Annotated in this window: 25 protein-coding genes; 14 read left to right on the forward strand and 11 right to left on the reverse strand. The window is 71.7% G+C overall.

Features of this window, described 5'->3' with window-relative positions; genetic code table 11:
• The first annotated feature begins 51 nt into the window (after positions 1 to 51).
• From AB0J97_RS33220 to AB0J97_RS33240, 5 genes are all read left to right on the forward strand, one after another.
• Positions 52 to 408: a BlaI/MecI/CopY family transcriptional regulator gene (locus AB0J97_RS33220; protein ID WP_357706232.1), complete on the forward strand. Its 357-nt coding sequence runs from the start codon at positions 52 to 54 to the stop codon at positions 406 to 408.
• Positions 405 to 1,310, forward strand: coding sequence for a M56 family metallopeptidase (locus AB0J97_RS33225; RefSeq protein WP_364096035.1), 906 nt, complete (start codon positions 405 to 407; stop codon positions 1,308 to 1,310). The genes AB0J97_RS33220 and AB0J97_RS33225 overlap by 4 nt, the downstream gene beginning before the upstream one ends.
• 61 nt (positions 1,311 to 1,371) lie before the next feature.
• Positions 1,372 to 1,866 (forward strand): helix-turn-helix transcriptional regulator, encoded by a 495-nt coding sequence (locus tag AB0J97_RS33230; protein WP_357706230.1) that lies wholly within the window; start codon positions 1,372 to 1,374, stop codon positions 1,864 to 1,866.
• A 3-nt stretch (positions 1,867 to 1,869) separates the two neighbouring features.
• Positions 1,870 to 2,280, forward strand: a complete 411-nt coding sequence (locus tag AB0J97_RS33235) for a hypothetical protein (RefSeq protein WP_357706229.1) — start codon at positions 1,870 to 1,872, stop codon at positions 2,278 to 2,280.
• Between the two features lie 118 nt (positions 2,281 to 2,398).
• Positions 2,399 to 2,764 (forward strand): DUF2516 family protein, encoded by a 366-nt coding sequence (locus AB0J97_RS33240; protein WP_364096039.1) that lies wholly within the window; start codon positions 2,399 to 2,401, stop codon positions 2,762 to 2,764.
• A gap of 1 nt (position 2,765) precedes the next feature.
• On the opposite strand, the gene AB0J97_RS33245 is transcribed toward AB0J97_RS33240, so the two are convergent.
• Positions 2,766 to 3,374 carry an SGNH/GDSL hydrolase family protein gene (locus tag AB0J97_RS33245; RefSeq protein WP_357706227.1) on the reverse strand — a complete coding sequence of 203 codons (609 nt, stop codon included), beginning with the start codon at positions 3,372 to 3,374 and terminating at the stop codon, positions 2,766 to 2,768.
• Positions 3,375 to 3,489: 115 nt separating this feature from the next.
• Here AB0J97_RS33245 and AB0J97_RS33250 point away from each other — a divergent pair, with 115 nt between their 5' ends.
• Positions 3,490 to 4,224: an alanyl-tRNA editing protein gene (locus tag AB0J97_RS33250; protein WP_357706226.1), complete on the forward strand. Its 735-nt coding sequence runs from the start codon at positions 3,490 to 3,492 to the stop codon at positions 4,222 to 4,224.
• Here the strand turns inward: AB0J97_RS33250 and AB0J97_RS33255 are convergent.
• Complete coding sequence (locus tag AB0J97_RS33255; RefSeq protein ID WP_364096043.1) at positions 4,221 to 5,138, reverse strand: TetR/AcrR family transcriptional regulator C-terminal domain-containing protein; 918 nt, start codon at positions 5,136 to 5,138, stop codon at positions 4,221 to 4,223. The two genes, AB0J97_RS33250 and AB0J97_RS33255, sit on opposite strands and share 4 nt — an antisense overlap.
• A gap of 111 nt (positions 5,139 to 5,249) precedes the next feature.
• Between AB0J97_RS33255 and AB0J97_RS33260 the strand changes: the two genes are divergently transcribed.
• The gene (locus AB0J97_RS33260; RefSeq protein WP_364096046.1) at positions 5,250 to 6,338 is read left to right on the forward strand and encodes an FAD-dependent monooxygenase; all 1,089 of its coding nucleotides are present in this window, start codon (positions 5,250 to 5,252) and stop codon (positions 6,336 to 6,338) included.
• A 27-nt stretch (positions 6,339 to 6,365) separates the two neighbouring features.
• Positions 6,366 to 7,970 (forward strand): DUF2207 domain-containing protein, encoded by a 1,605-nt coding sequence (locus AB0J97_RS33265; protein ID WP_364096049.1) that lies wholly within the window; start codon positions 6,366 to 6,368, stop codon positions 7,968 to 7,970.
• Here the strand turns inward: AB0J97_RS33265 and AB0J97_RS33270 are convergent.
• Positions 7,967 to 8,875: an asparaginase gene (locus AB0J97_RS33270; RefSeq protein WP_364096052.1), complete on the reverse strand. Its 909-nt coding sequence runs from the start codon at positions 8,873 to 8,875 to the stop codon at positions 7,967 to 7,969. The genes AB0J97_RS33265 and AB0J97_RS33270 overlap by 4 nt on opposite strands.
• A gap of 60 nt (positions 8,876 to 8,935) precedes the next feature.
• Between AB0J97_RS33270 and dtd the strand changes: the two genes are divergently transcribed.
• Positions 8,936 to 9,367: a D-aminoacyl-tRNA deacylase gene (gene dtd / locus AB0J97_RS33275; RefSeq protein ID WP_357967172.1), complete on the forward strand. Its 432-nt coding sequence runs from the start codon at positions 8,936 to 8,938 to the stop codon at positions 9,365 to 9,367.
• A gap of 4 nt (positions 9,368 to 9,371) precedes the next feature.
• Here dtd and AB0J97_RS33280 read toward each other — a convergent pair whose 3' ends face one another.
• The 4 genes from AB0J97_RS33280 to AB0J97_RS33295 all read right to left on the reverse strand — a co-directional run bounded on the left by AB0J97_RS33280 (position 9,372) and on the right by AB0J97_RS33295 (position 11,885).
• Positions 9,372 to 10,310, reverse strand: coding sequence for a folate-binding protein (locus tag AB0J97_RS33280; protein ID WP_357706220.1), 939 nt, complete (start codon positions 10,308 to 10,310; stop codon positions 9,372 to 9,374).
• Positions 10,311 to 10,361: 51 nt separating this feature from the next.
• Positions 10,362 to 10,775, reverse strand: a complete 414-nt coding sequence (locus tag AB0J97_RS33285; RefSeq protein WP_352319736.1) for a Fur family transcriptional regulator — start codon at positions 10,773 to 10,775, stop codon at positions 10,362 to 10,364.
• A 322-nt stretch (positions 10,776 to 11,097) separates the two neighbouring features.
• On the reverse strand, positions 11,098 to 11,394 hold the full coding sequence (locus tag AB0J97_RS33290) for a DUF2470 domain-containing protein (RefSeq protein ID WP_364096056.1): 297 nt from the start codon (positions 11,392 to 11,394) through the stop codon (positions 11,098 to 11,100).
• Between the two features lie 2 nt (positions 11,395 to 11,396).
• Complete coding sequence (locus tag AB0J97_RS33295; protein WP_357706218.1) at positions 11,397 to 11,885, reverse strand: FABP family protein; 489 nt, start codon at positions 11,883 to 11,885, stop codon at positions 11,397 to 11,399.
• Positions 11,886 to 11,953: 68 nt separating this feature from the next.
• Between AB0J97_RS33295 and AB0J97_RS33300 the strand changes: the two genes are divergently transcribed.
• Both AB0J97_RS33300 and AB0J97_RS33305 read left to right on the forward strand, forming a co-directional pair.
• On the forward strand, positions 11,954 to 13,447 hold the full coding sequence (locus AB0J97_RS33300) for a sugar-binding protein (protein ID WP_364096059.1): 1,494 nt from the start codon (positions 11,954 to 11,956) through the stop codon (positions 13,445 to 13,447).
• A 9-nt stretch (positions 13,448 to 13,456) separates the two neighbouring features.
• On the forward strand, positions 13,457 to 13,819 hold the full coding sequence (locus AB0J97_RS33305) for a DsrE family protein (protein WP_364096062.1): 363 nt from the start codon (positions 13,457 to 13,459) through the stop codon (positions 13,817 to 13,819).
• A 4-nt stretch (positions 13,820 to 13,823) separates the two neighbouring features.
• On the opposite strand, the gene AB0J97_RS33310 is transcribed toward AB0J97_RS33305, so the two are convergent.
• Complete coding sequence (locus AB0J97_RS33310) at positions 13,824 to 14,537, reverse strand: glutamine amidotransferase (RefSeq protein ID WP_364096065.1); 714 nt, start codon at positions 14,535 to 14,537, stop codon at positions 13,824 to 13,826.
• Positions 14,527 to 15,756: a MurT ligase domain-containing protein gene (locus AB0J97_RS33315; RefSeq protein ID WP_357706214.1), complete on the reverse strand. Its 1,230-nt coding sequence runs from the start codon at positions 15,754 to 15,756 to the stop codon at positions 14,527 to 14,529. The genes AB0J97_RS33310 and AB0J97_RS33315 overlap by 11 nt, the downstream gene beginning before the upstream one ends.
• Before the next feature lie 173 nt (positions 15,757 to 15,929).
• Here AB0J97_RS33315 and AB0J97_RS33320 point away from each other — a divergent pair, with 173 nt between their 5' ends.
• The gene (locus AB0J97_RS33320; RefSeq protein ID WP_364096069.1) at positions 15,930 to 16,349 is read left to right on the forward strand and encodes a DUF2992 family protein; all 420 of its coding nucleotides are present in this window, start codon (positions 15,930 to 15,932) and stop codon (positions 16,347 to 16,349) included.
• A gap of 18 nt (positions 16,350 to 16,367) precedes the next feature.
• On the opposite strand, the gene AB0J97_RS33325 is transcribed toward AB0J97_RS33320, so the two are convergent.
• Together AB0J97_RS33325 and AB0J97_RS33330 are read right to left on the reverse strand one after the other, a co-directional pair.
• A complete protein-coding gene (locus AB0J97_RS33325) occupies positions 16,368 to 19,337 on the reverse strand; it encodes an ATP-binding protein (protein ID WP_357706212.1) in 2,970 nt (989 codons plus the stop codon).
• A 74-nt stretch (positions 19,338 to 19,411) separates the two neighbouring features.
• Entirely contained in the window at positions 19,412 to 21,361 is a 1,950-nt protein-coding gene (locus AB0J97_RS33330; protein WP_364096072.1) for a hypothetical protein, read from the reverse strand.
• 169 nt (positions 21,362 to 21,530) lie between these two features.
• Between AB0J97_RS33330 and AB0J97_RS33335 the strand changes: the two genes are divergently transcribed.
• Both AB0J97_RS33335 and AB0J97_RS33340 read left to right on the forward strand, forming a co-directional pair.
• Positions 21,531 to 22,196, forward strand: a complete 666-nt coding sequence (locus AB0J97_RS33335; RefSeq protein WP_364096075.1) for a hypothetical protein — start codon at positions 21,531 to 21,533, stop codon at positions 22,194 to 22,196.
• Positions 22,193 to 22,846 (forward strand): hypothetical protein, encoded by a 654-nt coding sequence (locus AB0J97_RS33340; RefSeq protein WP_364096078.1) that lies wholly within the window; start codon positions 22,193 to 22,195, stop codon positions 22,844 to 22,846. Before AB0J97_RS33335 ends, AB0J97_RS33340 begins: the two co-directional genes overlap by 4 nt.
• Positions 22,847 to 22,852 lie beyond the last annotated feature (6 nt).

Here is a 22,852-nt window from a genome sequence, read left to right on the forward strand (position 1 = left end):
TTGCCGCTCCCGGATGCCAGCTCGACGCTTTGTAGAGCTACCCTGAAGGGCGTGAAGGGTCTTGGCGAGCTTGAGCGCAGCATCATGGACATCCTCTGGGCGGAGCACAGCGCGTTGACCGCCCGCGAGGTCGGCAGGCTCATTGCCGATCGCGACCTCGCCCCCACGACGGTGATGACCGTACTCGACCGCCTCACGCGCAAGGGCTTCCTGGATCGGACCAGGGACGGCCGCGCGTGGCGTTACGAACCGGCCGCGAGCCGTGACGCCTACATCGCCGAGCTTATGCTTGAGGCGTTGGACCTGACGGGCGACCGCTCGGCCGCCCTGACCCGCTTCGCCCAGGCCGTGTCGGGCCCGGAGGCGGAGATCCTGCGGAGAGCTCTCACGGAGCTGGAGGAAGAGTGATCACGGCAGCGGTGCTAGCGGCGCTCGCCACGGCGTGCGCGCTCGGCTCCTGGCGTTTCACGACGGCCCGGTGGACCTCCCGCGCCCCGAAACTCGCCATCATCGTCTGGCAGTCCCTGGGCGTGGCCTGGGGCCTGGCCACCACCGGCGCCATGCTGGCCTACGCGGTCACGCCCTACGACGTGGGCGTGCTGCCGGGGCTGATCGCCTTCGCGCGTGGGGAGACGCCGTCCGAGGCGTGGGACCCGCTGCACGTGCTGGCCATGATCGCCGGTCTCACCTCGCTGGCGGTGCTGGTCGTGGTGCTGCTGACGGCCGGCGTGCAGGCGTTGCGCGCGCGGCGGCGGCATCGTGTGCTGCTCGCGCTCATCTCCCGCGACGATCCCGGCGTTCCCGGGGTGCGGGTGCTCGACCATCCGAGTGCGGCGGCGTACTGCGTGCCGGGGTTGCGCTCGCAGGTCGTGGTCAGCGCGGGCGCGCTGGAGCTGCTGTCGCCCGACGAGATGGCGGCCGTGCTGGCGCACGAGGCCGCCCACGTGCGCGAGCGGCACGATCTGGTGCTGCTGCCGTTCGCCGCGCTGCGCCGTGCGCTGCCCTGGTCGAAGGTGGTGGCCGACGCGCAGGCTCAGGTGGAGCTGCTGATCGAGATGGCTGCCGACGACCGTGCCCGCCGCTACTGCTCGCCGCGCAGGCTGGCCACGGCGCTGCTCAGGTTCGGTACGGCCGGCGCCATGCCGACCCCGCAGGGCATGCTCGGCGTGCACGCGCACCACGTCATGGCCCGGGTGGACCGCCTGATCAAGCCGGCGCCGGAATTGTCAGCATCTGTCCGGTACGGCTACCTCGCCCTCTCTGTGAGCTTGCTCACCGCCACACCCTTCCTGTGGGTCTACCAGCTCTGACTGCTTGCTGGTGTTAGCCATTCCGTTTGCAATTGCAAGCACGGGACGGCAGACTGTCGGTATGGCACTACCGAAGGTCGGCTCGATCGGCGAATACATCCGCGAGCAACGGCAACAGGCGAAGATCTCGCTGCGCCAGCTCGCGCAGGCGGCAGGGGTCTCCAACCCCTACCTCAGCCAGATCGAGCGCGGGCTGCGCAAGCCGAGCGCGGAGATCCTCAACCAGATCGCCAAGGGTCTGCGGATCTCCTCGCAGGCGCTCTACGTGCAGGCCGGCCTCATCGAGGACCGGGAGCCGCCGAGCGACGTGATCACCGCGATCAACGCCGACACCTTGCTCACCGAGCGCCAGCGCCAGGTGCTGATCGACATCTATGAATCGTTCCGCAAGGAGAACCGCACCGAGGGCGAGCAGACCTCCCAGAACGCCCGCCCTCAGCACGACTCCACCGCGGACGACGAGCCGCCGCTGCCCGAGGAGTATCTCGCCGCGCTTGAGCCCTACGCGGCCTCCCCCGGCAACGGGACCGTCACCCAGGAAACCAAGGAAGGTTAACCCATGACGCTCGCCACCGAGGTCAAGAAGCTCACCGACTCCAAGCCCTTCTACGCGTTCGCGGGCGCCGGCGACTTCGCCGTGGAGAAGCTGCGCGAGCTGCCCGAGCAGCTCCGCCAGCTCCAGTCCCGCCGCTCGGAGCTGGCCAAGGACCTGCCGGAGAAGACCCGCGCGTACGCCGACAAGGCCGAGGGCTTCGTCCGCGAGTTCCCCGAAAAGGCCCGCGAGTACGCCGACCAGCTGAGCAACAAGGCCACCGAGGTCTACGAGGACTTCGCCAGCCGTGGCCGCAAGGTCGTCAGCAAGACGACCGGTGAGGCCGCCCTTGAGCTGGAGGAGGTGTCGGAGGCCGCCGAGCCGCCCGTCGCCGAGCCCGTCAAGAAGACGACCCGCGCCCCTCGGGCCAAGGCCTGACCGAGCGAAAGGGCCCGCCTCCCCGGAGGCGGGCCCTTTTCTCTTCCGGTGCCCGCTTGTCGGGGACGCCTATTAGGCTGGGGCCGATTTCTTCGCGGCGTTGGGTGGAGCCAGCAACATGAATATGATCAACGGCCTTTTCAACTTCCTCTTCTTGGTGCTCGCCGCCGTCATCTTCGGCATGTCGGTCTACGCGCTGGTCCACGCGGCGCGGGTGCCGACCAACGCGTTCGTCTCGGCGGGCAAGCTGCAGAAGAAGATCTGGCTGCTCATCCTCGCGCTGGCGACATTGCTCTCCGGCGGCGGTGCGCTGGGTTACTTCAACGACTTCATGCTGGTCGGCGGCTTCAGGTTCATCGGGCTCAACGGCATCGGCCTGTTCTCCATCCTGGCCGTCATCGCCGCCACCATCTACATCGTCGACGTGAAGCCCGCCGTCAAGGGCATGGGCCGCGGCAACAGCGGCCCCTACGGCCCCTGGTAGATCAGGCCAGCTCGCCCGCCAGCCACGCGGCGATGCGCTCGTGCCCGGCGAACGTGGGATGCACGCCGTCGGGCAACACCGTCTCCGACGGCCTGCCGGTCACCCATTTGCGGCGCATCGGGTCGAGGAACGGCACCCCCGCGGCGTCCGCCACCTCCGCCAGGGCGTCGCGCACGCGATAGGCCTTGGCCGGGGTGTCCTCCAGCCAGATCGGCCCGACCATGACGACCTTGGTGACCGGCCAGCGGCGGCGCACCTCGGCGAGCAGGCCGGTGGCCGCCTCGCGCACCTGCCCGGTGCTCCAGCGCTGGTCGTTGTGGCCGCCGGAGATGACCAGCACGTCGGGGGCCGGCCGCCAGGCCAGTTCCTCCTCGAACGACCGCCGGAACGTGCGGCCCACCTTGCCCTCGTTGAGGTAGCCGGTGCCACCGGCGCCGGCGATCACCGGCTGCCAGCCGAGCAGGCGCGCCGACTCCGAGGCGTAGGTCCGCCAGGGCGGCACGGGCCCTGAGCCGACCGTGAAGCTGTCACCCACGAACATCATCACCGGGACCGCCGGGCGGGCCGGAGGGACGGCCTCGGGCGCCCGCTGCGGCGGCGTACCGGCCACTGCACTACTACATGCCGAAACTCCAGCAAAAATCCCCATTATCGCGACGACCGGGGCGATTCTTCCTCGAAGCATCAGGCCACGCATTATCACCCCGGGGCACTAGGCTGCCGATATGACCGCCGACCTCCACGGACGCACGCAGCGGCTCGAACTGTCCGACCAGAGCCTGCGGGACTTCGAAGCCGTCGTGCTGGACGCGACGCCTGAGGGGATCGTGCTGAGCAGGTCGGCATTCTATCCAGGCGGGGGCGGCCAGCCGGCCGATCACGGAGTTCTGGTCTGGCAGGGTGTGGAGACGCGCATCGTCGGGGTGCGCAAAGGCGACGACCTCTTCCTGATCCCCGCCGAGGGCGACCCGATCCCGCCCGCCGGCACGGTGGTGGAGGCGGCCGTGGCCGACGCCCGCCGGTCGGCGCTCATGCGTACGCACTCGGGGCTCCACGTGCTGTGCGGCGTGGTGTTCAGGGACTACGGCTGCCTGGTCACCGGCGGCAACATGGACGAGCTGAGCGCCCGCATGGACTTCAACCTGCCCGAGGTGCCGCCCGGCTTCAAGGAGGCCGTCGAGGACGCCTGCAACGCCGAGATCGTCGCCGACCGGCGCATCGACGTGCGCGTGCTGCCCAGGCGGGAGGCGTTCGAGATCCCCGACATCATCCGCACGGCCACGAACCTGGTGCCCGAGGCCGTCCAGGACGTGCGCATCGTCGACATCGTGGGCCTCGACACGCAGGCCGACGGCGGTACCCACGTGGCCTCGACCAAGCAGATCGGCCGCATCAAGGTGGCCAAGATCGAGAGCAAGGGGCGCGGCTTCCGCCGGCTGCGCATCGCGATCTCCGACTAGCGCCCTTCGACCAGCCCGGCGAGCCCGTCGAGCAGCGCGTCGAGGCCGAAGGCGAAGAGCCGGTCGAGGTCGAGGTCGAACTCGCCGCCCAGCTCCTCGACGACGCCAGTGAAGGCGGTCAGCCGCCCCGACTCCGCCAGCGCCTGGAGCTCCCCTTCCCTGCTGGTCATCCATTCGTCGGCGGTCAGCCCGGTCGCGGCCTGGGCCTGCTGCTCCATCTCGATGTTGGCGGCCAGGCCCTGGACGAAGCTGAACAGCAGGGTGTGCACGTGCATCTTGCTCATGGGGTCGAGGGGCGAGCCCTCCAGCGTGCGCATGACCCACTCGGTGTGGGCGATCAGGCTGGCCGAGGGCAGCGGCCTGGTCAGTGACGTGACCCTGGCCATCCACGGGTGGGTGCGGTAGCCCGCCCACTGCACCCGGGCGGCGGTCTCCAGCCTGGCCCGCCATCCGTCGGGCGGCGGGTCGGGCAGCGGGAACTCGCGGATCACCTGGTCGATCATGAGCATGACCAGGTCGTCCTTGCCGCCGACGTGCCGGTAGAGGGACATGGTGGCCACGCCGAGCCGGCCCGCCACGCCGCGCATGGTCAGCTCGGCGAGCCCGTCGGCGTCGGCGATCTCGACGGCGGCGGCCACGATGCGGTCGCGGGTCAGGTCGTCGCCGGACGGGACGGGGGCCCGCCGCGCCCCGCCGCCGCGGATCTCGGCCACGACCGTGCCGACGCGCGGCTCGGCCACCACCACGCCCTGCTGGGCCAGCACCGTCAGCGCCTTGGCCGCCGTGGCGAGCGCGACCTCCCAGTCGCGGGCGAGCTGCCTGGTGGAGGGCACCCGGTCGCCGGGCCGCAGGCGGCCGTCGGCGATGCGCCGCCTGATGTCCTCGACGATGCGCGCGTAAGGCGGAGCGGTCATCTCGTCCCTCTCTCTGTACTAGTACAGATCTTATCAGCGCAGCCTTGTGAACTGCTGTATGTACGTCGTACATTCAGTTCCGCGTACAACGTCAACAGCAAGGAGCGCACCATGAAGGTTCTCGTCTCGGGGGCGAGCGTCGGGGGTCCCGCCCTGGCCCACTGGCTGCGGCGGCGCGGCTTCGAGGTCACGCTCGTCGAGCGCGCCCCGCGCCCGCGCAAGGGCGGCCAGGCCGTCGACCTCCGGGGCGCCGCCCTGGTCGTGGCCGACCGCATGGGCATCCTGGAGCAGGTCAGGGCGGCCCGGACGACCATGCGCGGCATGTCCATGCACGACGGCGACGGCAACGAGATCATGCGCAGCACCGAGGAGACCGTCAGCGGCGGCCGGCTCGACAGCCCGGACGTCGAGATCGCCCGCGACGACCTCACCGCCATCCTCGACGCCGTCACCGACGCCCCCTGCCGGTACGGCGACTCCGTCGCCACCCTCACCCAGGACGACGAAGGCGTGGACGTGACCTTCGACAGCGGCGTCCGGGAACGCTACGACTACGTGATCGGCGCCGACGGCCTGCACTCCAACGTCAGGAAGCTGACCTTCGGCCCGGAGCAGCCCTTCCTCAAGCACCTCGGCATGTACGTCTCCATCTACACCGCCGACAACTTCCTCGGCCTGGACCACTGGCAGGTCTGGCACCGGGAGGGTGAGGCCGGGTTCGGCCTGTTCAGCGACCGGGACACGGCGGTGATGAAGGTCAACATGGGCTTCGCCGCGGGCCCGCTCGGCTACGACCACCGCGACGTCGAGCAGCAGAAGCGCCTGGTCCAGGAGCACTGCTCGGGGCTGCGCTGGCAGGCGCCCAAGCTGCTGGAGGCCATGTGGCGGGCCGACGACTTCTACTTCGACGCCATGGCCCAGGTCGAGATGGACCGCTGGTCGAAGGGCAGGGTGGCGCTGATCGGCGACGCCGGCTACTGCCCCTCGCCGCTGTCGGGGCAGGGCACCAGTCTGGCCCTGGTGGGGGCGTACGTGCTGGCCGAGGAGCTGGGCCGGGCCCCCGAGGGGGCGTTCGACCGGTACGAGCGGCGCATGCGGCCCTACGTCGCCCTCAACCAGGCTCTCGCCCTGGAGAACCCCGGCATGGCCGCCTCGCCCGAGAGCGTACGCCGGGCGGCCGACGGCATCACCCTGGATTGACACCCGCAACCGCTACGATGTCCCGCCATGACGGGTTTCAGACTCACGTTGGCCGCCCTGGGAGCCACCGCGCTGACGTTGCTGGCCACCCCCGCCCTGGCGGAGGCCGGGATCACGGACCAGGTGACGATGACGCTCGCCAAGGACGGCACGCTCCACGTGGTCGAGAAGATCACCGGAGCGTCCGGCGGCCTCAAGCGCACCCTCCTCACCAGGACCCGCTACGACGACGGCAACGACCGCGTCTACCAGGTCGCCAACGTCAAGGGCGGCAAGCTCGACGGCGACGTCCTGACGGTGACGGGCCAGACCGTCGAGTACGACGTCAAGGGCGCGGTGACCACCTCCGGCGGCGTCGAGGAGCTGCGCTGGTTCGCCGTCAGCGGCTGGAACGTCGCCGTGGCCAAGGCGACCGTCCAGGTCCACGGGCCCGGCCAGGTGCAGAACCTGTCGTGCTTCGCCGGCGACCTGACCTCGGCCATCGGCTGCACCGCGGCCACGATGGACCACACCGGCACGCAGGCCGACTTCGAGCAGGAGAACCTCGCGCCGGGCCAGGCCCTGACGGTGGTCGTCGGCTACCCCAAGGGCTCCAGCTCCGGGGCGCCCATCCTGGAGAGGCGCTTCTCGCTGGCCTCGGCGTTCACCCTCGACCTGGTCACCGGCGGCGCCCTGGCCGGCCTGCTGGTGCTGCTGCTCGGCGGCGTCGGCCTACTCTACTGGACCCGCGGCCGGGACGCCCGGGTCGCGGGCCATGAGAAGGGCACGGTCGATCCCATCCAGAACGGGCACTTCACCCCGCCGGACGGCGTGCGTCCCGGCCAGATCGGCACGCTGGTGGACGAGCAGGCCGACGTGGTCGACGTCACCGCCACCATCGTCGACCTGGCCGTCCGCGGCTACCTGCGGATCGACGAGCAGCCCCGCCAGGCCTACGACGCTCCCGACTGGATGCTGGTCAGGCTGCCGAACGCGCCGGTCAACGCGCTGCTGCCGTACGAGCGGGCCCTGTACGACGCCGTCTTCGACGGGCGCGACACGGTGCTGCTGTCACAGCTGTCCGGCTCGTTCACCGGCCATCTGGGCAAGGTGCGCGACGCGCTCTACACCGACGTGGTCGCGCAGGGCTGGTTCGCCCGCCGTCCCGACACCGAGCGCACCCGGTGGACGACGATCGGCGTCGTGCTGATCGGGCTGGGCCTGCTGGCCACGGTCGGGCTGGCCTGGTTCACCACGTACGGGCTGCTGGGACTGGCCCTGGTCATCGCGGGCGGCGCGCTGGCCGTCGGCGGCCAGTACATGCCGGCCAAGACCGCCAAGGGCTCGGCCGCGCTCGCGCACACGATGGGCTTCCGCGAGTACCTGTTCTCCGGCGACCTGGGCGAGGTGCCCGAGCAGCACCGGGTGGAGCTGTTCTCGCGCTACCTGCCGTACGCGGTGATCTTCGACGGGGTCGAGCACTGGGCGCGGGTGGTGGCCTCGGTGACCGGCAACGGCCACCAGGCCGACAACCTCTACTGGTACCACGGGCCGGCGGAGTGGGACCTGTCCAAGTTCGCCGGGTCGATGCGCACGTTCACCACGACGACCTCGGGGGCCATCTCCGCCAGCCGCCAGTTCCGCAGCCTCTAGCGGATCCGCAGCTCGCCCACCGGCCGGCCGCCGCCCAGCAGCGCCGGCCGGGCCAGCTCGGCCAGCTCGGGGGCGTCCAGGCCGAGCGAGCGCAGGGCCGCCACGGTGACGGGCACGCGGGCCCGCGTGGAGCCGTCCTCGACCTTGATCGTGCCGGCCCGGCCGTCCTCGAACGCGAACGCGTCGAACGCCTCCGCGCCCGCCTTCAGCATCAGCCCGGGGATCGCCCGCATGATTTTGGCCTCGGGCCGGTCGGTGCCGGACGTCCACTCGGGGTAGGTCCGCATGGCGTCGAAGATCCGCCGCTCGTGCGAGCCCTCCGCCGCCAGCGGGAACGCCCTGAACGCCTTGGTGACGCCGAGCATCGACACGAAGAACAGCGGCGCGCCGCAGCCGTCCACGCCGGAGGCGGCCACGCGCTCGCCGGTCAGGTCCTCGACCGTCGCCCGGATCGCACGCTGGAGCGGGTGCGCGGGCTCCAGATACGTCGTGAGCGGCCAGTCGTTGAGCACACAGGTGGCCAGCATGGCGGCGTGCTTGCCGGAGCAGTTCATGTAGACCCTGCCGAACTCGGTCGAGGTGCGCTCGAACGGGTGGTCCTCCGGACACAGCAGGGCGGACTCATCCAGGCCCGCTCCGGCCAGGATGTTCCGCACGCCGTCCACGTGGAACGCCTCACCGGAGTGCGAGGCGCAGGCCAGCGCCAGCAGCTCCCCCTCCAGCTGGAGGCCGTTGCGCATCATGCCGAGCGCCTGCAGCGGCTTCATCGACGATCGCGGCGAGGCCGGCACGTGCACCGCTCCCCGCGTCTCCACGGGCACGCCCCGCGCGTCCACGGTCAACATGCGGGCCTGATGCGTGGACTCCACGAACCCCGACCGGACAACCTCGACAATCAGCGACATAACGCGCCCCCTTTCGGCACGAGTCTACGAACAGTTCTTTCTGCGCCAGAATGGGATGCCATGCGAGCAGTCGTACAACGAGTGAGCTCGGCCTCCGTCGAGGTCGAGGGGCAGACGGTCGGCGCGGTCGACGAGCCTGGGCTGCTGGTCCTGGTCGGCGTGACGCACACCGACACCCGCGCCGAGGCCGCCAAGCTCGCCGCCAAGCTGTGGGGCCTGCGCGTCCTGCACGGCGAGAAGTCGTGCTCCGACGTCTCCGCCCCGCTCCTGGTGATCAGCCAGTTCACCCTCTACGGCGACGCGCGCAAGGGCAGGCGCCCCACCTGGCAGGCCGCGGCCCCTGGACCGGTCGCCGAGCCGCTGGTGGAGGCCGTGGTCGAGGAGCTGAGGGCGCTCGGCGCCCATGTGGAGACCGGCCGCTTCGGCGCCGACATGAAGGTCTCGCTGGTCAACGACGGGCCGATCACGCTCGTCCTCGACATCGACGCCTGACGGGTCAGCGGATGCGGCGGCGCAGCGAGGGGTCGATGGCGACGTTGCGGCCGGCGTCGGGGGGCACGACGACTTCCTGGGCGGCGGCCACGCCACCGGCCAGCAGCGGCGCGTCGACCGGGACCGTGCGCTTGACCACGGCCAGCGCGATCGGGCCCAGCTCGTGGTGGCGGGCGGCCGAGCCGACGACGCCGACCTCCTGGCTCTCGAAGATCACCGGGTCGCCGTGCACCGGCAGGGTGTCGACGCTGCCGTCGAGGTGCAGGAACACCAGGCGGCGCGGCGGGTGGCCCAGGTTGTGGACGCGGGCGACCGTCTCCTGGCCCCGGTAGCAGCCCTTGCTCAGGTGGACCGCCGAGCCGATCCAGTCGACCTCGTGGGGGATCGTCTTGTGGTCGGTCTCGAAGCCGAGCCGCGGCCGGTGCGCCTCGATGCGCAGCGCCTCGTACGCCCACAGTCCCGCCAGGGGCCGGCCCAGATGGTCGGCCAGCTCCGCGCGCGGCACCAGGAAGTCTTCGGTGGCCGTGGAGAGCACCGCCAGGTCGTCGGCCCGCGACACCTCCACGCGCAGCATGAACCGCATGCGGTCGAGGTAGTCGATCAGGCTCTGGGCCGTGCCGGGCTCGACGTGCGCCAGCACGCTCTCGCCGTCGTCGACCAGCGTGAGGTGGTGCAGCACGCGGCCCTGGAGGTCGAGGTCGAGCGTCTGCGTCCACTGGCCGGGCGGCAGCGCGTCGAGCTTCTGCGAGGTCAGGTCGTTGAGCCATTTCAGCCGGTCGACGCCGGAGATGCGGACCACCTCGCGGTTGCTGCGGTCGACGACCGCCTCACCCTTGGCCAGCGCGCGCTGTTCGGCGAACAGGTCGCCATAGTGCGCGGCTACGTCGGCGTCCGGCCCGTCGGCCGCGACGGCGCCGGGGAGATCGAGCAGAGGGCTACGCATGCCCTCAAGGCTATCCGCCCGCGCGACGGCGCCCGACGCCGGTGCCGCGGGTCAGCGGCAGTTGCTGCACCGGCCGAACACCGTGAGGTGATGGACGTCGGCCGCGAACCCCAGCTCCTCGTCGAGCCCCTTCACCAGCCCCTCGGCCAGCTCGGGACGCACCTCGAAGACCTCGTCGCACCCCCGGCACACCAGATGGACGTGGTCGGCCTCGGCCGCCAGGTGGTAGGTCGGCGCGCCGTGGCCGAGATGGGTGTGGGTGACCATGCCGAGCTCTTCGAGCAGCTCCAGCGTGCGGTAGACGGTCGAGATGTTGACCCCGCGCGCCGTCTCGCGGACCTTGGTGCAGATCTCCTCGGGCGTCGCGTGCTCCAGATCCTTGACCGCTTCGAGCACGAGCTGCCGCTGCGGGGTGACCCGGTAGCCCTTGGCGCGGAGTTCCTCGTGCCACTGCGTCTCGGTCATGCCCCGAGTGTAAAGCGCACGATCGCCTGTTCGCGGCCGTCCGATAATTACTTGCCCCCGGCGCGCGCGACCGCATAGCTTCATGAGTACGCGGAAAGGAGGTGGTCCGAATAATGGATAGTCATAGTCGGGCTAGCGAGGTGGTTGTCCGCTAGCGCTGCGGACTGTTGTCTCGTGTCGCAAGCGAATCCGAGGCAACCACCGGGGCCCCTGGCAGCCGGAGGGCGGGATGACGCATCCCGGCCATGGTCCATCCGGCCCGTCTGCTAGGCAGGCGGAGTGTTGCCCGGGGCCCTCTTTGTTTCTCCGATCGATTCTTCCCTCAGTGTTCGCCGTGCGGCTCGATGCCCAGCTCGGCGCAGGCCGCCCGGTAGAGGCGCACCACCGCCTTGCGCACCTGGGCGCGCTCGGTCAGCGTCTCGCCCCACGGCACGCGCACCCGCTCGCCGCCGTCGACCGTGAACTCCATCGCCTCGGCGTCGACGTCGCTGGTCACCGCCGAGGTGGCCCCCGGCCGGCCGCCGAGCCCGCGGACGATGACCAGGGCGTCGCCGGTGTGGTCGTCGTTCATGTGGCGCTTGATCGCCTCGACGGCCTCGGGGGGAAAGGGCGAGGTCATGCTCAGGACACCTTCTTCAGCTCGGCCGACATGTGGTCGGTGAGCGGGTGGCCCATGGCCGCCATCTCGTAGGCCCACATCAGGTTGCCGTTGACCAGGCCGTAGAGGCGGTGGCCCGCGGTGTACTCCTTGGACGTGGAGGTGCGGGCCACGACGTCGGTACGCAGCTCGATCTTGTGGAAGACGACCTCGCCGATGTAGATCTCGACGATGCCGGTCGGGTGCGCGAGCACCACCTCGATCTGCCGGTCGGGCTGCGCCCGCCAGTAGCCGGACTCGGTGGCCAGCGGCCTGACCCGGTTGCCGTCGTTGTCGAGCAGCCAGGTGCGGCTGACGTACGTCAGGAACGGCTTGCCGTTGTGGCCGAACTCGATCTCCTGGCCGAAGTTGAAGCTCTCGATCGTCGGGTAGCCGCCCACGCCGGCGCCCTCCCAGCGGCCGAGCAGGAACGCGATCTGCTCCAGAGCGGGATGCACCTCAGGTTCTTCCATGCTCACCAAGCCTAGCGCCGGTGGCTAACCTTCTGGATCGGGGAGACGTTCCGTCGGGGGGAGCCGCGATGCTGGATGCCTGGGCCGTGCCGCCGCACGTCGACGTGCTGTTCGTGGGCGCCCATCCGGACGACGAGTACCAGTCGCTGTCCACGTTCGGGCAGTGGCGCGAACGCCTGGGGCTGACCACCGGCGTCGTGACGGTCACCCGCGGCGAGGGCGGCGGCAACGCCGCCGGGCCGGAGAAGGGCGCGGCGCTCGGCCGGATCAGGGAGGCCGAGGAGCGCGAGGCGGTCGCGCACGCGGGCATCCGCGACGTCTTCTACCTGGACAGACCGGACTTCTGGTACACGCTGTCGGCGCCCCTGACCGCCCGCGCGTGGGGGCCGGACACCCTCAGGCGCATGGTCGAGACGATCAGGGCCACCACGCCCACGACCGTCGTCACGATGGACCCGCGGCCCTTCAACCAGCACGGCGGGCACCAGCTCGCCGCCCGGCTGGCCGTCGAGGCGTTCCGGCTGGCCGCCGACCCCGCGGCGTTCCCGGAGACGGGCGCGCCCTGGCGGGCCTCCCGGCTGCTGACCCAGAACTGGGGGCTGCGCGGCCCCGTGGGCCCCGGCTGCGCGACGGCCGGCCTCCGCGACCCGGCCACCGGGCTGCCGCAGCTCGGCGTCTGGGAGGGCGTCCGGTCGCCGCGCCACCGCGGCACGTGGGCCCAGCGGGAGCGCGACGCCGAGCGCGCGTACCGCACGCAGGGGTTCGCCTCCCGGCCGGCGAAGGTGGCCGGGCCGTTCGGGTGCGACTGGTTCTCGGTCGTCTTCGACGGCGGGCGGCCGGTGGCCGCCCCCGTCGTCGAGCAGGCCGGTCTTCGCCCCCTGTACGCCGAGTTCCGCGACTGGGCGCGCGCGGTCGGCCTGCCCTGGCTGGCCAACAGGGCACAGCCGGACTATCCCGAGCCGCCCGCCACCACGCTGCCGGTCGCCGGGCGCGCTCCCGTGCTCGACGGCGTCGCCTCCCCCGGCGAGTACGCCGGCCCCGCCCTGCGCCTGGCGCACTGGGAGGGCGAACGCTGCGCGGCGGCCGACTGCGCCGCGACCGCCCGGCTGGCCCGCCACGGCGACGACCTCTACGTCCAGGTCGAGGTCACCGACGAGGCCCGCGGCGCCGCCCTCGGGGAGTGCGAGCGCCACTGGCGCACCGACGCGGTCGAGATCGCCCTCGACCCGCGCGGCGACTCCGACGACACCTCGACCACGTTCAAGCTGGGCGTCCTGCCCTACACCGCCCGGGGCGGGCCGTGCGCCGCCCGCGACGCCGACGCCCGCCAGGGCCCCGCCCCGCGGGTACGCGTGGCCGCGGCGGCCCACCACGGCGGCTACGGCGTCGAGGTGCGCATCCCGCTCGCGCTGCTGCCCGCCCCGCCCGCCGCGCTGAGAGCGAACGTGCTCGTCTACGACTCCGACACCGAGGACAGGACCGGGCAGACGCGGCTCGCCTGGTCGCCGTTCGGCAGCGCCCAGGCCGATCCGTACGTGTGGGGTCAGGTGCGGCGGGGTTAGGGTGACGCCATGGCACGATCTTTGGTGATCAAGGTGACCGCGGGGGCGGACGCCCCTGAGCGGTGCAACCAGGCATTCACGGTGGCGGCGGCCGCGCTGGCAAGCGGCGTGCCGGTCTCCCTCTGGCTGACCGGCGAGTCGTCGTGGTTCGCCCTGCCGGGGCGGGCCAAGGAGTTCTCCCTGCCCCACGCGGCGCCGCTGGCGGACCTGCTGGAAGCCGTCCTGGCGGCCGGCCGGGTGACCCTGTGCACGCAGTGCGCCGCCCGCCGCGACATCACGGTCGACGACGTGATCGACGGCGTGCGCATCGCCGGCGCGCCCGCGTTCGTGGAGGAGGCGGTCAGCGAGGGCGCCCAGGCCCTGGTCTACTAGGCCGTCAGCCGGACAGGACGGTGCTCAGCCGCTCCTGGCGCAGGGCCTCGTAGCGGGAGTCGTCGAGGGGCGTCAGCTCGCCCACGCGCCACGACAGCAGCAGGTCGGCCAGGGCGGGGTTGCGCGCCAGCGCGGGGCCGTGCAGGTACGTGCCCACCACGTGGCCCGCGTAGCAGCCCTCGAAGCCGTCGCCGTTGCCCACCCCGGCGACCGTCTTGGACAGCGGCCGCACGCCCTGGCCCAGGTGCGTGACGCCCATGTGGTTCTCGAAGCCGGTCAGCGTGGGCAGGTTGAGCGCGGCGTCGACCTCGGCGACCAGCTCGCCCACGGCCCGCGCCGGGCCGCGCGAGCTGGCGATGTCGAGCAGGCCGATGCCGTCGACCGGCTGGCCCTCCTCGCCGCCGAACGTGCTGCCCATGATCTGGTAGCCGGCGCACACCGCCAGCATCGCCGCGCCCCGGGCGATGGCCCGCTGGAGCCCGCCGTCGCGGCGCAGGCGCTGGGCGGCCAGGATCTGCGGGCGGTCCTCGCCGCCGCCGATGAGGTAGATGTCGCCGCTCTCCGGCACGGGGTCGGCCGAGCGGACGTAGACGGTCTCGACCTCGATGCCCCTGCGCTGCGCACGCTGCTCCAGGACGAGCACGTTGCCCTGGTCGCCGTACGTGCTCAGCAGGTCGGGGTAGATCCAGACGATGCTGAGGGCGCTGTCAGAGGGCACGTCCGAACTCCGATCGGATCAGCTGGAAGGCGGTGTAGTTGGCGATCACGTCGACCCGGCCGGGCGGCTGCATGGCCAGCGCCTCGGAGAACGAGCTGCACAACGTGAACGGCACGTCGGCCACGTCGAGCCGGAGCGCCAGGTCGAGCCGTCGCTCACCGGTGACGAAGACCGGACGGCCGCGCAGAATGCGGTAGTCGACGTCCCACAACCACGAGGTGTCGCGGCCGTCGGGGCCCTGCGCGTTGACCGAGAGGATGATCGGCAGCTGCGGGTCGGCGACGTCGAACGCCTCCAGCCAGCCCGCCGGGTTCTTGGCCAGCAGCAGCCGCGCGTGGCGGCCGTCGCGCTCGACCGTGGTGTAGCGGCCGGCCACCGACGTGACCTCGCGCAGCCGGGGCAGCGCCCGGTCGACCGGCAGCCCGAACGCGTCGGCCACGGCCAGCGCCATCACCGCGTTGGAGCGATTGGCCAGGCCGGGAAGCTGGATGTCGAGCAGCCAGCGCTGCCCGCGCGGGTCGACGGCGACGTCGTCGTCGAGCATCCACTGCGGCTCGGGACGGTGGAAGGTGCACTCACGGCAGGACCAGTCGGCGTCTTTGCGGTCGAGGGGGCCGCCGCACTCGGGGCAGCACCAGGAGTCCTCCTTCCAGCGCTGCCCGCCCGCGACCCAGGTGACCTTGGCGGCCGTGGAGGCCCCCCAGGTGACGAGGGGGTCGTCGCAGTTGGCGATGACGTGGGTGGGCCTGCCGGACAGCGCCCTGCGCCACTTCTGCGCGAGCAGCCAGATCTCGGCCGCGCGGTCCATCTGGTCGCGGCTGAGGTTCATCAGGCAGACGACGCCCGCGCCGGTGGTGTCGAGCACCTCCGGCAGGTACTTCTCGTCGACCTCCAGCACGCCGTAGGGGGCGCCCTTTTGCTGGGAGAGCGCCGAGACGTGGCCCGCCGGCATGTTGGCGCCGAAGGCGTTGGTGGCCACCTCGCCCATCTCCAGCAGCGCGGAGGTGATCAGCCTGGTCGTGGTGGTCTTGCCGTTGGTGGCGCTGACCAGGGCCAGCTTGCGGTCGCGGGCCAGCTTGCGCAGGAGGTCGGGCTCAAGCAGCAGGCCGACCCTGCCGCCGATCACCGAGCCGTCACCGCGCCCGGTCATCCGCGAGAGCGTGGCGGCGCTGCGTCCCAGGGCGCTGGCGAGCTGAGCCCGCAGAGGAAGCTGGGTCATGCCCATGGATCCTAGTCGCCGTTGAGTCGTACTCTGGAGTTGCACACGAAAACGCGGCCCGGTTGGTAGCCCGGGCGAAGCCTCACGTATCCGCCCTTCCAGGGATGTCCGGTGTGCCGGAAGCGGCCTGTCCAGGTCGTTTTCCCGGCATGCCTGGATGAAGGGCGGAGAAGATGGTCACGTTGTCGGTCTACCTGGACGGCCCGTTCTGGGTCGGGGTGCTGGAGGTCGACGAAGGCGGGCGGCTGCGGGCGACCCGGTTCACCCTCGGGTCCGAGCCCACCGATCCCGAGCTGCACGCGTTCCTGATGCGCCATGGCGTCCCCCTGCTGGAGCAGGCCCATGCCGCGCCCGCCGTGGCCGCCGGGGAGCGGGTGCGGCGGGTCAACCCCAAGCGGGCGGCCAAGCTGGCGGCGCGGGCCGCGGCGCAGGTGTCCGTGCGGAGCACGGCCTCCCAGGAGGCGATGCGGCTGGAGCTGGAGAGCCGCAGGCGGGAGGCCGCGCAGGGGCGGCGGGAACGGCGGCGCGAGCTGGCCGAGCACAAGCGCGAGGTGGCCCGGCGCAAACGCCTCGAACGCCGCCGCGACCGCTAGCCGTGGCGCCCCGGGGCGTCAGGACGAGGGCGCCTCGACGAAGGCGATCTCCGGGGCTCCCCCGTGCTCGAACGGCAGGACGAACCGCTGCGGCCACGACAGCACGCCCTCCAGCCAGCCCGCGCCCATCGTCTGGCCCACGTGCCTGATCCTGGCCGACGCCTCGATGCCGATCGCCACGTTCGTGATGTCGCGCTGCACGTTCTCGTTCTCGTCGTCGCCCAGGATCACCCGCCAGGCCAGGGCCCGGTTGTGGTCCACCTCCATGGACAGCGGGTGGTGGCGCAGGGCCTTGGCGCGGTGGCCGAGCAGCTCGGCGTGCACCAGGTCGGCGCCGCCGTTGCCGTTGGCCCCGCGGAACAGGGCGTACTCCATGGGCGGGGCCGGACTGCGCAGGTTGGGGGCGGGCTGGCCGTACGGGAAGAGCCGGTCGACCTCGTGCAGCCAGCGCACCTGCGGGATCACCCACGACGCCCCGGGACGGTCGCCGCCGGCCTCGGCCCCGGACAGCAGCCGCGCGGCGACCTCGGCGGCCTTCTCGGTGAGCAGCGCCGGGTCGAACCAGCTCCGCAGCGACCAGGCCCGCCGCTGGACGGCACGTTCGACCAGGGTGGCGAGCAGGCACTCGCGGCGGCGGGCGGGCAGCTCGGCCCAGGACGCCGACAGGGCGCGCGGCACGCCGGGCAGCGGCCGGTTGCTGACGAAGGCGAGCACGACCGTGTCGCACCAGATGCGCAGCCACGCCCAGTCCGGCCCGTCGGCGAGGACGTCGGCCTCCCTCAGCTCCACCAGGGTGCACGCCTGGCCGGTACGGCACTGCGCCCCGCAGGCGGCCGACCTGCGCCCGCGGATGGGCGGCTGTGGGCCCGGCAGCGGCTTCTCCCGCGACTCGCCCAGCGGGACGCGCACGCGCAACGGCCGGTCCATGCCGTCGGCGAACACCGCGGCCGAGCCCGGCTGGAGCGACACGACGTGCCTGGACTGCTCGTCGCTGAGGTTCATGGCCGCGCCGACGAGCTTCCTGTCGTCCTCGGCGGGCAGCCGGTGGACGACCTTCAGCGCGGTGTTCTTCACGACGTCGGAGACGAGTTTGGTCGGGATCTGCTCGGCCACCACGATGCCCTCGCCGTACGCCCTGATCTCGGCGAGCAGGCCGGCCAGCAGCTCGACGGCGTGGGTGGAGGCCCGCCCGTGGCCGCGGTCGCGCAGCAGCCGGTGGGCCTCCTCGATCACGATGACGTGCCGCAGCCCGGCCGACTTCTCCTTCCTGGCCCGCATGCGCAGGTGCTCGACGATCCGGATGATCAGCGTGCCCATGAGGAACGCCTTGTCCTCGTCGTTGGCGACGTCCTCGATGGCGAGGACGACGTTGCGCTCCAGCAGGCCGCCGATGTCGGCCGGGTGGCCGCCCTCGAAGAAGCGCCCGGCCGAGCCGACCCGCAACGACCGCAGCCTGAGCGAGATGAAGCCCTCGACGTCGGCCTGGACCTCGCGGCCGTAGCCGATCTCCTTGATGACGTCCATGGCGTGCTGCTGGAGCTGTTCGAGCGTCGGCACGCTGGGCGGGACGTTCGAGCCGGGCACGGCGCCGCCGGTGACGACGTCCCAGCCGGTGGCCTCGTAGACCCGTTGCAGGGACAGCGACATGATCTGCGGGAACGGCTCCTCGGCGTCGAACGCCGCCATGAACAGCGCCCTGATCATGTCGATGTGCGCCTGGACGGGATAACCGGGCTCGGGTTCGAGCGGGTTGACGCTGAGCGGCACGCCCTCGGGCGCCGAGGGATTGATCACCGTCACCGGGTCGGCGATGCGGCCGGCCATGGCCGCGTACTCGGACTTGGCCGGCTCGATGGCCAGCCAGGGGATGCGCGCCTCGCTGAGCTGCTCCAGCAGGTGCCGGACGGTCTGGGACTTGCCCGAGCCGGTCGCGCCGGTGACGAACGCGTGCCTGTTGAGCGTGGCCAGGGGCACCCGGAAGCTGCCCACCCCCCTGTCCTGGCCGTCGAGGATCTCGCCCAGCTCCAGCTCGCCGCCGTCGGCCTCGGAGGTCACGTCGAAGAACCCGGAGTCGAGCACGCGTACGCCGGGGACCTCGCGCCGGGGCAGCCCGGCCAGCGCGGCGAGCGCGCCCGCGGTGGCGGCGAAGGGCGCGGCGGCGCTGTCGGCCGGGTCCTGCATGGTGATGGCCAGGGCCTCCGACAGCGCGTAGACCGCGCCGTGCGCGCTGCGCAGCCGGTACGGGTGGTGGCTCATCTCGACGGACCCGACGAGCACGGGCGCGATCTGCCGCAGCTCCTCGGCGGTGGCACCGCCGGCCAGCACCCGCACGTTCCACAGGCCGGCCTCGCGGAAGGCGTCGAGCTCCTGCATGCGGCGCTCGGCCCGTTCGGCGTCGAACCGGGAGCGCTCGGAGGCGTCGCCGTACTGCCGCAGGACGTTGAGCTGGGTGCGCAGGTGCGCCACCTCGGCGTCGAGCAGGTCGGTCGGCTCGGCCACGACCAGCCAGGCGAACGGCCGCGACATGAGCGTGACCAGCGTCGACTCGAACAGCGTGGGCCGCCTCAGCTCGTCGGGGTCGGACCCGGCGAACTCGCGTCCCCGCCCGCCCAATGGCGGCGCCTGGCGGCCGGGGCACGGCGTCCAGACCAGGTCGGCCAGGTCGGCCAGGTACTCCTCGTCCAGCTCGATGCCCCGCGCGCCGCCGGGGAACAGCAGTGGCTGCGGCCCGGTCGGCAGGCCGGGCACGTCGGTCGCCCGGCGTGGCTGGCGCGGCGGCGAGAGCGGGCCGGCGTTGGTGATCAGTTCGAGCGGCGCGCCGGAACCTCGCGACAGCCACCCGATGACGAACGGCCGGTCACGCTGCGCCGCCGACAGCACGGCGGGCAGCACCGTGACGAAATCCCATTCCGCCGACGAGCTTCGCGAGGGTGCGGCGATCGACTGGATCCGATACCAGGGCCCGCTCAGCGAGACACTCGGCTGCATCTTTCAATTCCCCCACAGTCGGTTCTCAGTAAAGTCCCGCCGATCGTCAGCTCCTCACCACGCCCTTGACCAGGTCATTGCCTGCCCTTGCGCCAGTCAAGGCGTGGCGGTGGTGGCCCGAGGTTGGGTGGCGGCTCTCCGTCGGCGCCCTCGTCGCCCGCCTCAAGGGCCAGCACGGCCTCGCGCACCTCCTCCAGATCGCCCAGCGTGGTCTTGGGGAAGGTCAGGATGGCCGGGTTGGCGTCGGCCAGCCGCACCCGCCGGCCCTCGGCGGTCGCGTCGGTGACGATCACGGACGTCGTGGGGAGCTGCTGGAGCTGGTGCGGCTCGACCAGGAACTCGCGCGAACGGTGCAGCACGCGCTCGGTCTCGGAGATCTTGTCCGCGGTCCTGCCCCACTCGGTGGACTCGGTGATGTCCTCGACCAGGTCGGCGTGGCCGTCGCCGCGGTCGTGCCGGTCGTCGTCGACCTGGGAGATGGTGGAGGTGTAGCCGCCGTCGAGGCCCGGCAGGGCGTCGCTGATCGTCTCGGTGAGCTGGGCCAGCTCCAGCCGGTGCTCGGTGCCGACGTGCTCGCTGGCGACCCGGGCGTCCTCGGCGTTGCCGAGGCGCATGAACGCCACCGCCGCGTGGCCGCGCCCCAGGCGCTCCTTCACGGTGGGGGTCAGGCTCCGGTACGTCAGCACCAGCCCCGTACGGGAGGTCTCGCACGCGTCCATGAGCCGGTCGAGCACGTCGCCGCGGAGCTTGTCGGCGCCCGCCACGATGATCGTGTGGTACCAGGGCCGGTCGGAGGCGGGCGACTGGCGCAGGATGTGGGTGAGCGCGGTGGCCACGTACGTGCCGAGCACGCGGTTGCCGAACACGCCGGCCTGCCGGTCCATGCTCACCACCCGCAGCCGGGCGGGCGGCAGGCGCACGGCCTGGGTGCCGAGCGTCTCCAGCTTGCGCAGCTGCGACTCCAGGGCCCAGGCGCGCTCGATCACCACCCGGTCGCTCACGCCGCGGCCGAACAGCGTGCCGATGCGTTCGAGCTGGGGCGCGGTGATCAGGCCGAAGCGCAGGTCGTCCCGCGGGTCGCCGACCTGCGCCAGGGCGCGCAGGGCGGCGGTGACCTGGCTGATGGTGGCGTTCTCGCCGAGCACTTCGAGCACCCGCTCCAGGATGGCGTTGTCGAAGCTGAGGTCACGCGTGGTGCGCTGCTCCTCGCTCACGCTGACCACGTGGGCCAGCACGTCGGCGAACGCCTCCGGCTTCAGCGTGGCCCCGAGGTCGAGCTTGGGCAGGTCGACCGGCAGCACCCAGACCAGCGGGTCGTCGCCGCCCTTGCGGGCCAGCTCGATCAGGTCCTTGGCGATCGCGCCCTCCGACAGGTCGAGCACGGTGAGGTGGCCGCCGCTGTAGAGCCGGGTGGCGCCGAGCAGCGTGATCAGCGCGGACCAGCCCGGCAGCGTGCCGCCGGCCACGTCGATGCGGTCGATCTCGTCGGGGACGGCGACGGCGTACCAGGTGAGCTGGCGTTCGTGGCGCTCCTTGGACTCCTGCCACTCGCGGTAGCGCCGGGCGTGCTCCTCCTGGGCACGGAACAGTTCTTTGTCACGTTCCTGACGTTGCCGGTCGTCCCTGGCCTGCTGTTCGAGCACCCTGAAGCGCACCGCCCGGTCACCCTGGAGCAGGGCGTAGGTGCAGATGCCCGCCACCCCTCCGGCCGCGACCAGCCCGAGGATCGCGAACGACCACCCCAGGTAGCCGCTGAACGCGGCCACGAGGATCAGCACGGACACGGTCAGGCTGATGGCCCGGATGACGCGTACGGGCCGATTGAGCATGTCCTCCTGGAGCCGCTCGCGGCGCAGCGCCTCGGCCGCCGCGCGCTCGGACGACTCCGCGGCCGGCGCGGGCTCCTGGACCGGCGAGGGCCGTTTGGGCGGCGGTCCGGGGTCGGGATGCAGCAGCATGTACTGCCACCCCAGGTAGATGCGGTCCGCCTGGAGCTGGGCATGCTCGGGATGCACGTCCGCCACGTGACCCTCCGGCCGCGATATGTCGTTAGTTGCAGGGGCCAGCCCTTTTCCGCTCCGTGACAGCGTATGAGCTTCCACCCCCGTAGCGGCAGGGTTCGCGGCAATTCCACCCACCAGAAGGGAGCATTGCGGCAGATGGGGCAAGCGTGACCTATTACCATCCATACCCATGACGGAACCCTCCGGCGACACGAGGCCCAGACGCCCGGTGGCGGTGCCCATCGTGGCTCTCGTGGCGGTCACGGCCGTCGGCATCACCGCCTTGCTGGGCGGGCTGAACGAGGCCCCCGACAAGGGCCCGGACCTGCTCGCCCAGGGCGCGACCCTGGACCAGGGCCGTTACTCCACGCGCTTCGTCGAGTCGCGGGTCAAGGTGGAGAAGGCCGAGACCCAGTTCGACGAGGACAAGCGGTTCGTGGAGCTGGTCTTCGAGGTCACCAACAAGGGGGACGAGACGTCCAGCGTCGGCCTGCCTCCCGACCCCGCCAAGCCGGAACAGGCGTGGCTCGGCGAGTCCTTCGCCGACTCGCTCGTGGCCATCAGCCCCAAGTTCCCCAAGGAGTCGGGGCCCTTCGTCTACGCCGTGAACAAGGGCGACGAGACCCGGCAGCTCCATCCGGGCGTGACCAGCCAGGTCCTCGTCCGCTACCGGCTCGGTGCGACCGAACGGCCACCGGACAAGGTCACCGTCGACGTGGCCACCTTCGAGTACGTCCCCGGCTTCGAGGACCAGCGGCTGCGCTGGCAGATGATCGCCGAGGAGAAGGACGACAAGTTCTTCCCCGAGGTGAAGGCCCGCGTGACGATGCCGGTCAAGGCGGGTGAGGGGGCATGACCGCCACCCAGCCGCGTTCCTCCGCCGTCCCGGACCGCCCCGGCCGTCCCGACCGCCACGCCGGACACGGGCGCAAGCGGGGCTCGACGCTGCTCAACGCGTGCGCCGGGCTGCTGCTGGCGGCCGCCGCCGTCGGGCTCCAGACGTTCCACCTGTCCGCCAACGAGGCGAGCGCCAAGGTGACGTACAAGGGCGTCAAGGGCGAGAGCGTGGACGCCCGGCGGTTCACCGTACGGCTCGACTCGTTCGTGGCCGCCAAGACGATCCAGAACAGCGACCAGACCATCGCGACGGACAACCTGTTCCTGGTGGTCACCGCCTCGGCCAAGTCGAGCCTCAAGCCGTACCACCTGGGGCAGCCGGAGCTGCTGACCACGGACGGCAAGAAGTTCGACGCCACCGACCGCGTGGCGAGCCCTCTGACGCTGGCCAACACGTGGGTGCAGCCCGACATCTGGGTCAGCGGGCGGTTCTTCTTCGAGGTTCCTCCATCGGCGTTGCCGGGGGCGCGGGTGGTCTTCGGGCTGCCGGCCGAGGTGGTGGTGGAGCCGTTCCAGCCGGAGGTCGAGGTCGACCTCGGGCTCGACGAGGAGGCCGCGCGCAAGCTCGCGGCCTCGCCGCAGGCCGTCTACTCCACCGTCAAGAAGTGATCGCAC

The organism is Nonomuraea sp. NPDC049607 (assembly GCF_040675375.1).
Lineage (GTDB): Bacteria > Actinomycetota > Actinomycetes > Streptosporangiales > Streptosporangiaceae > Nonomuraea.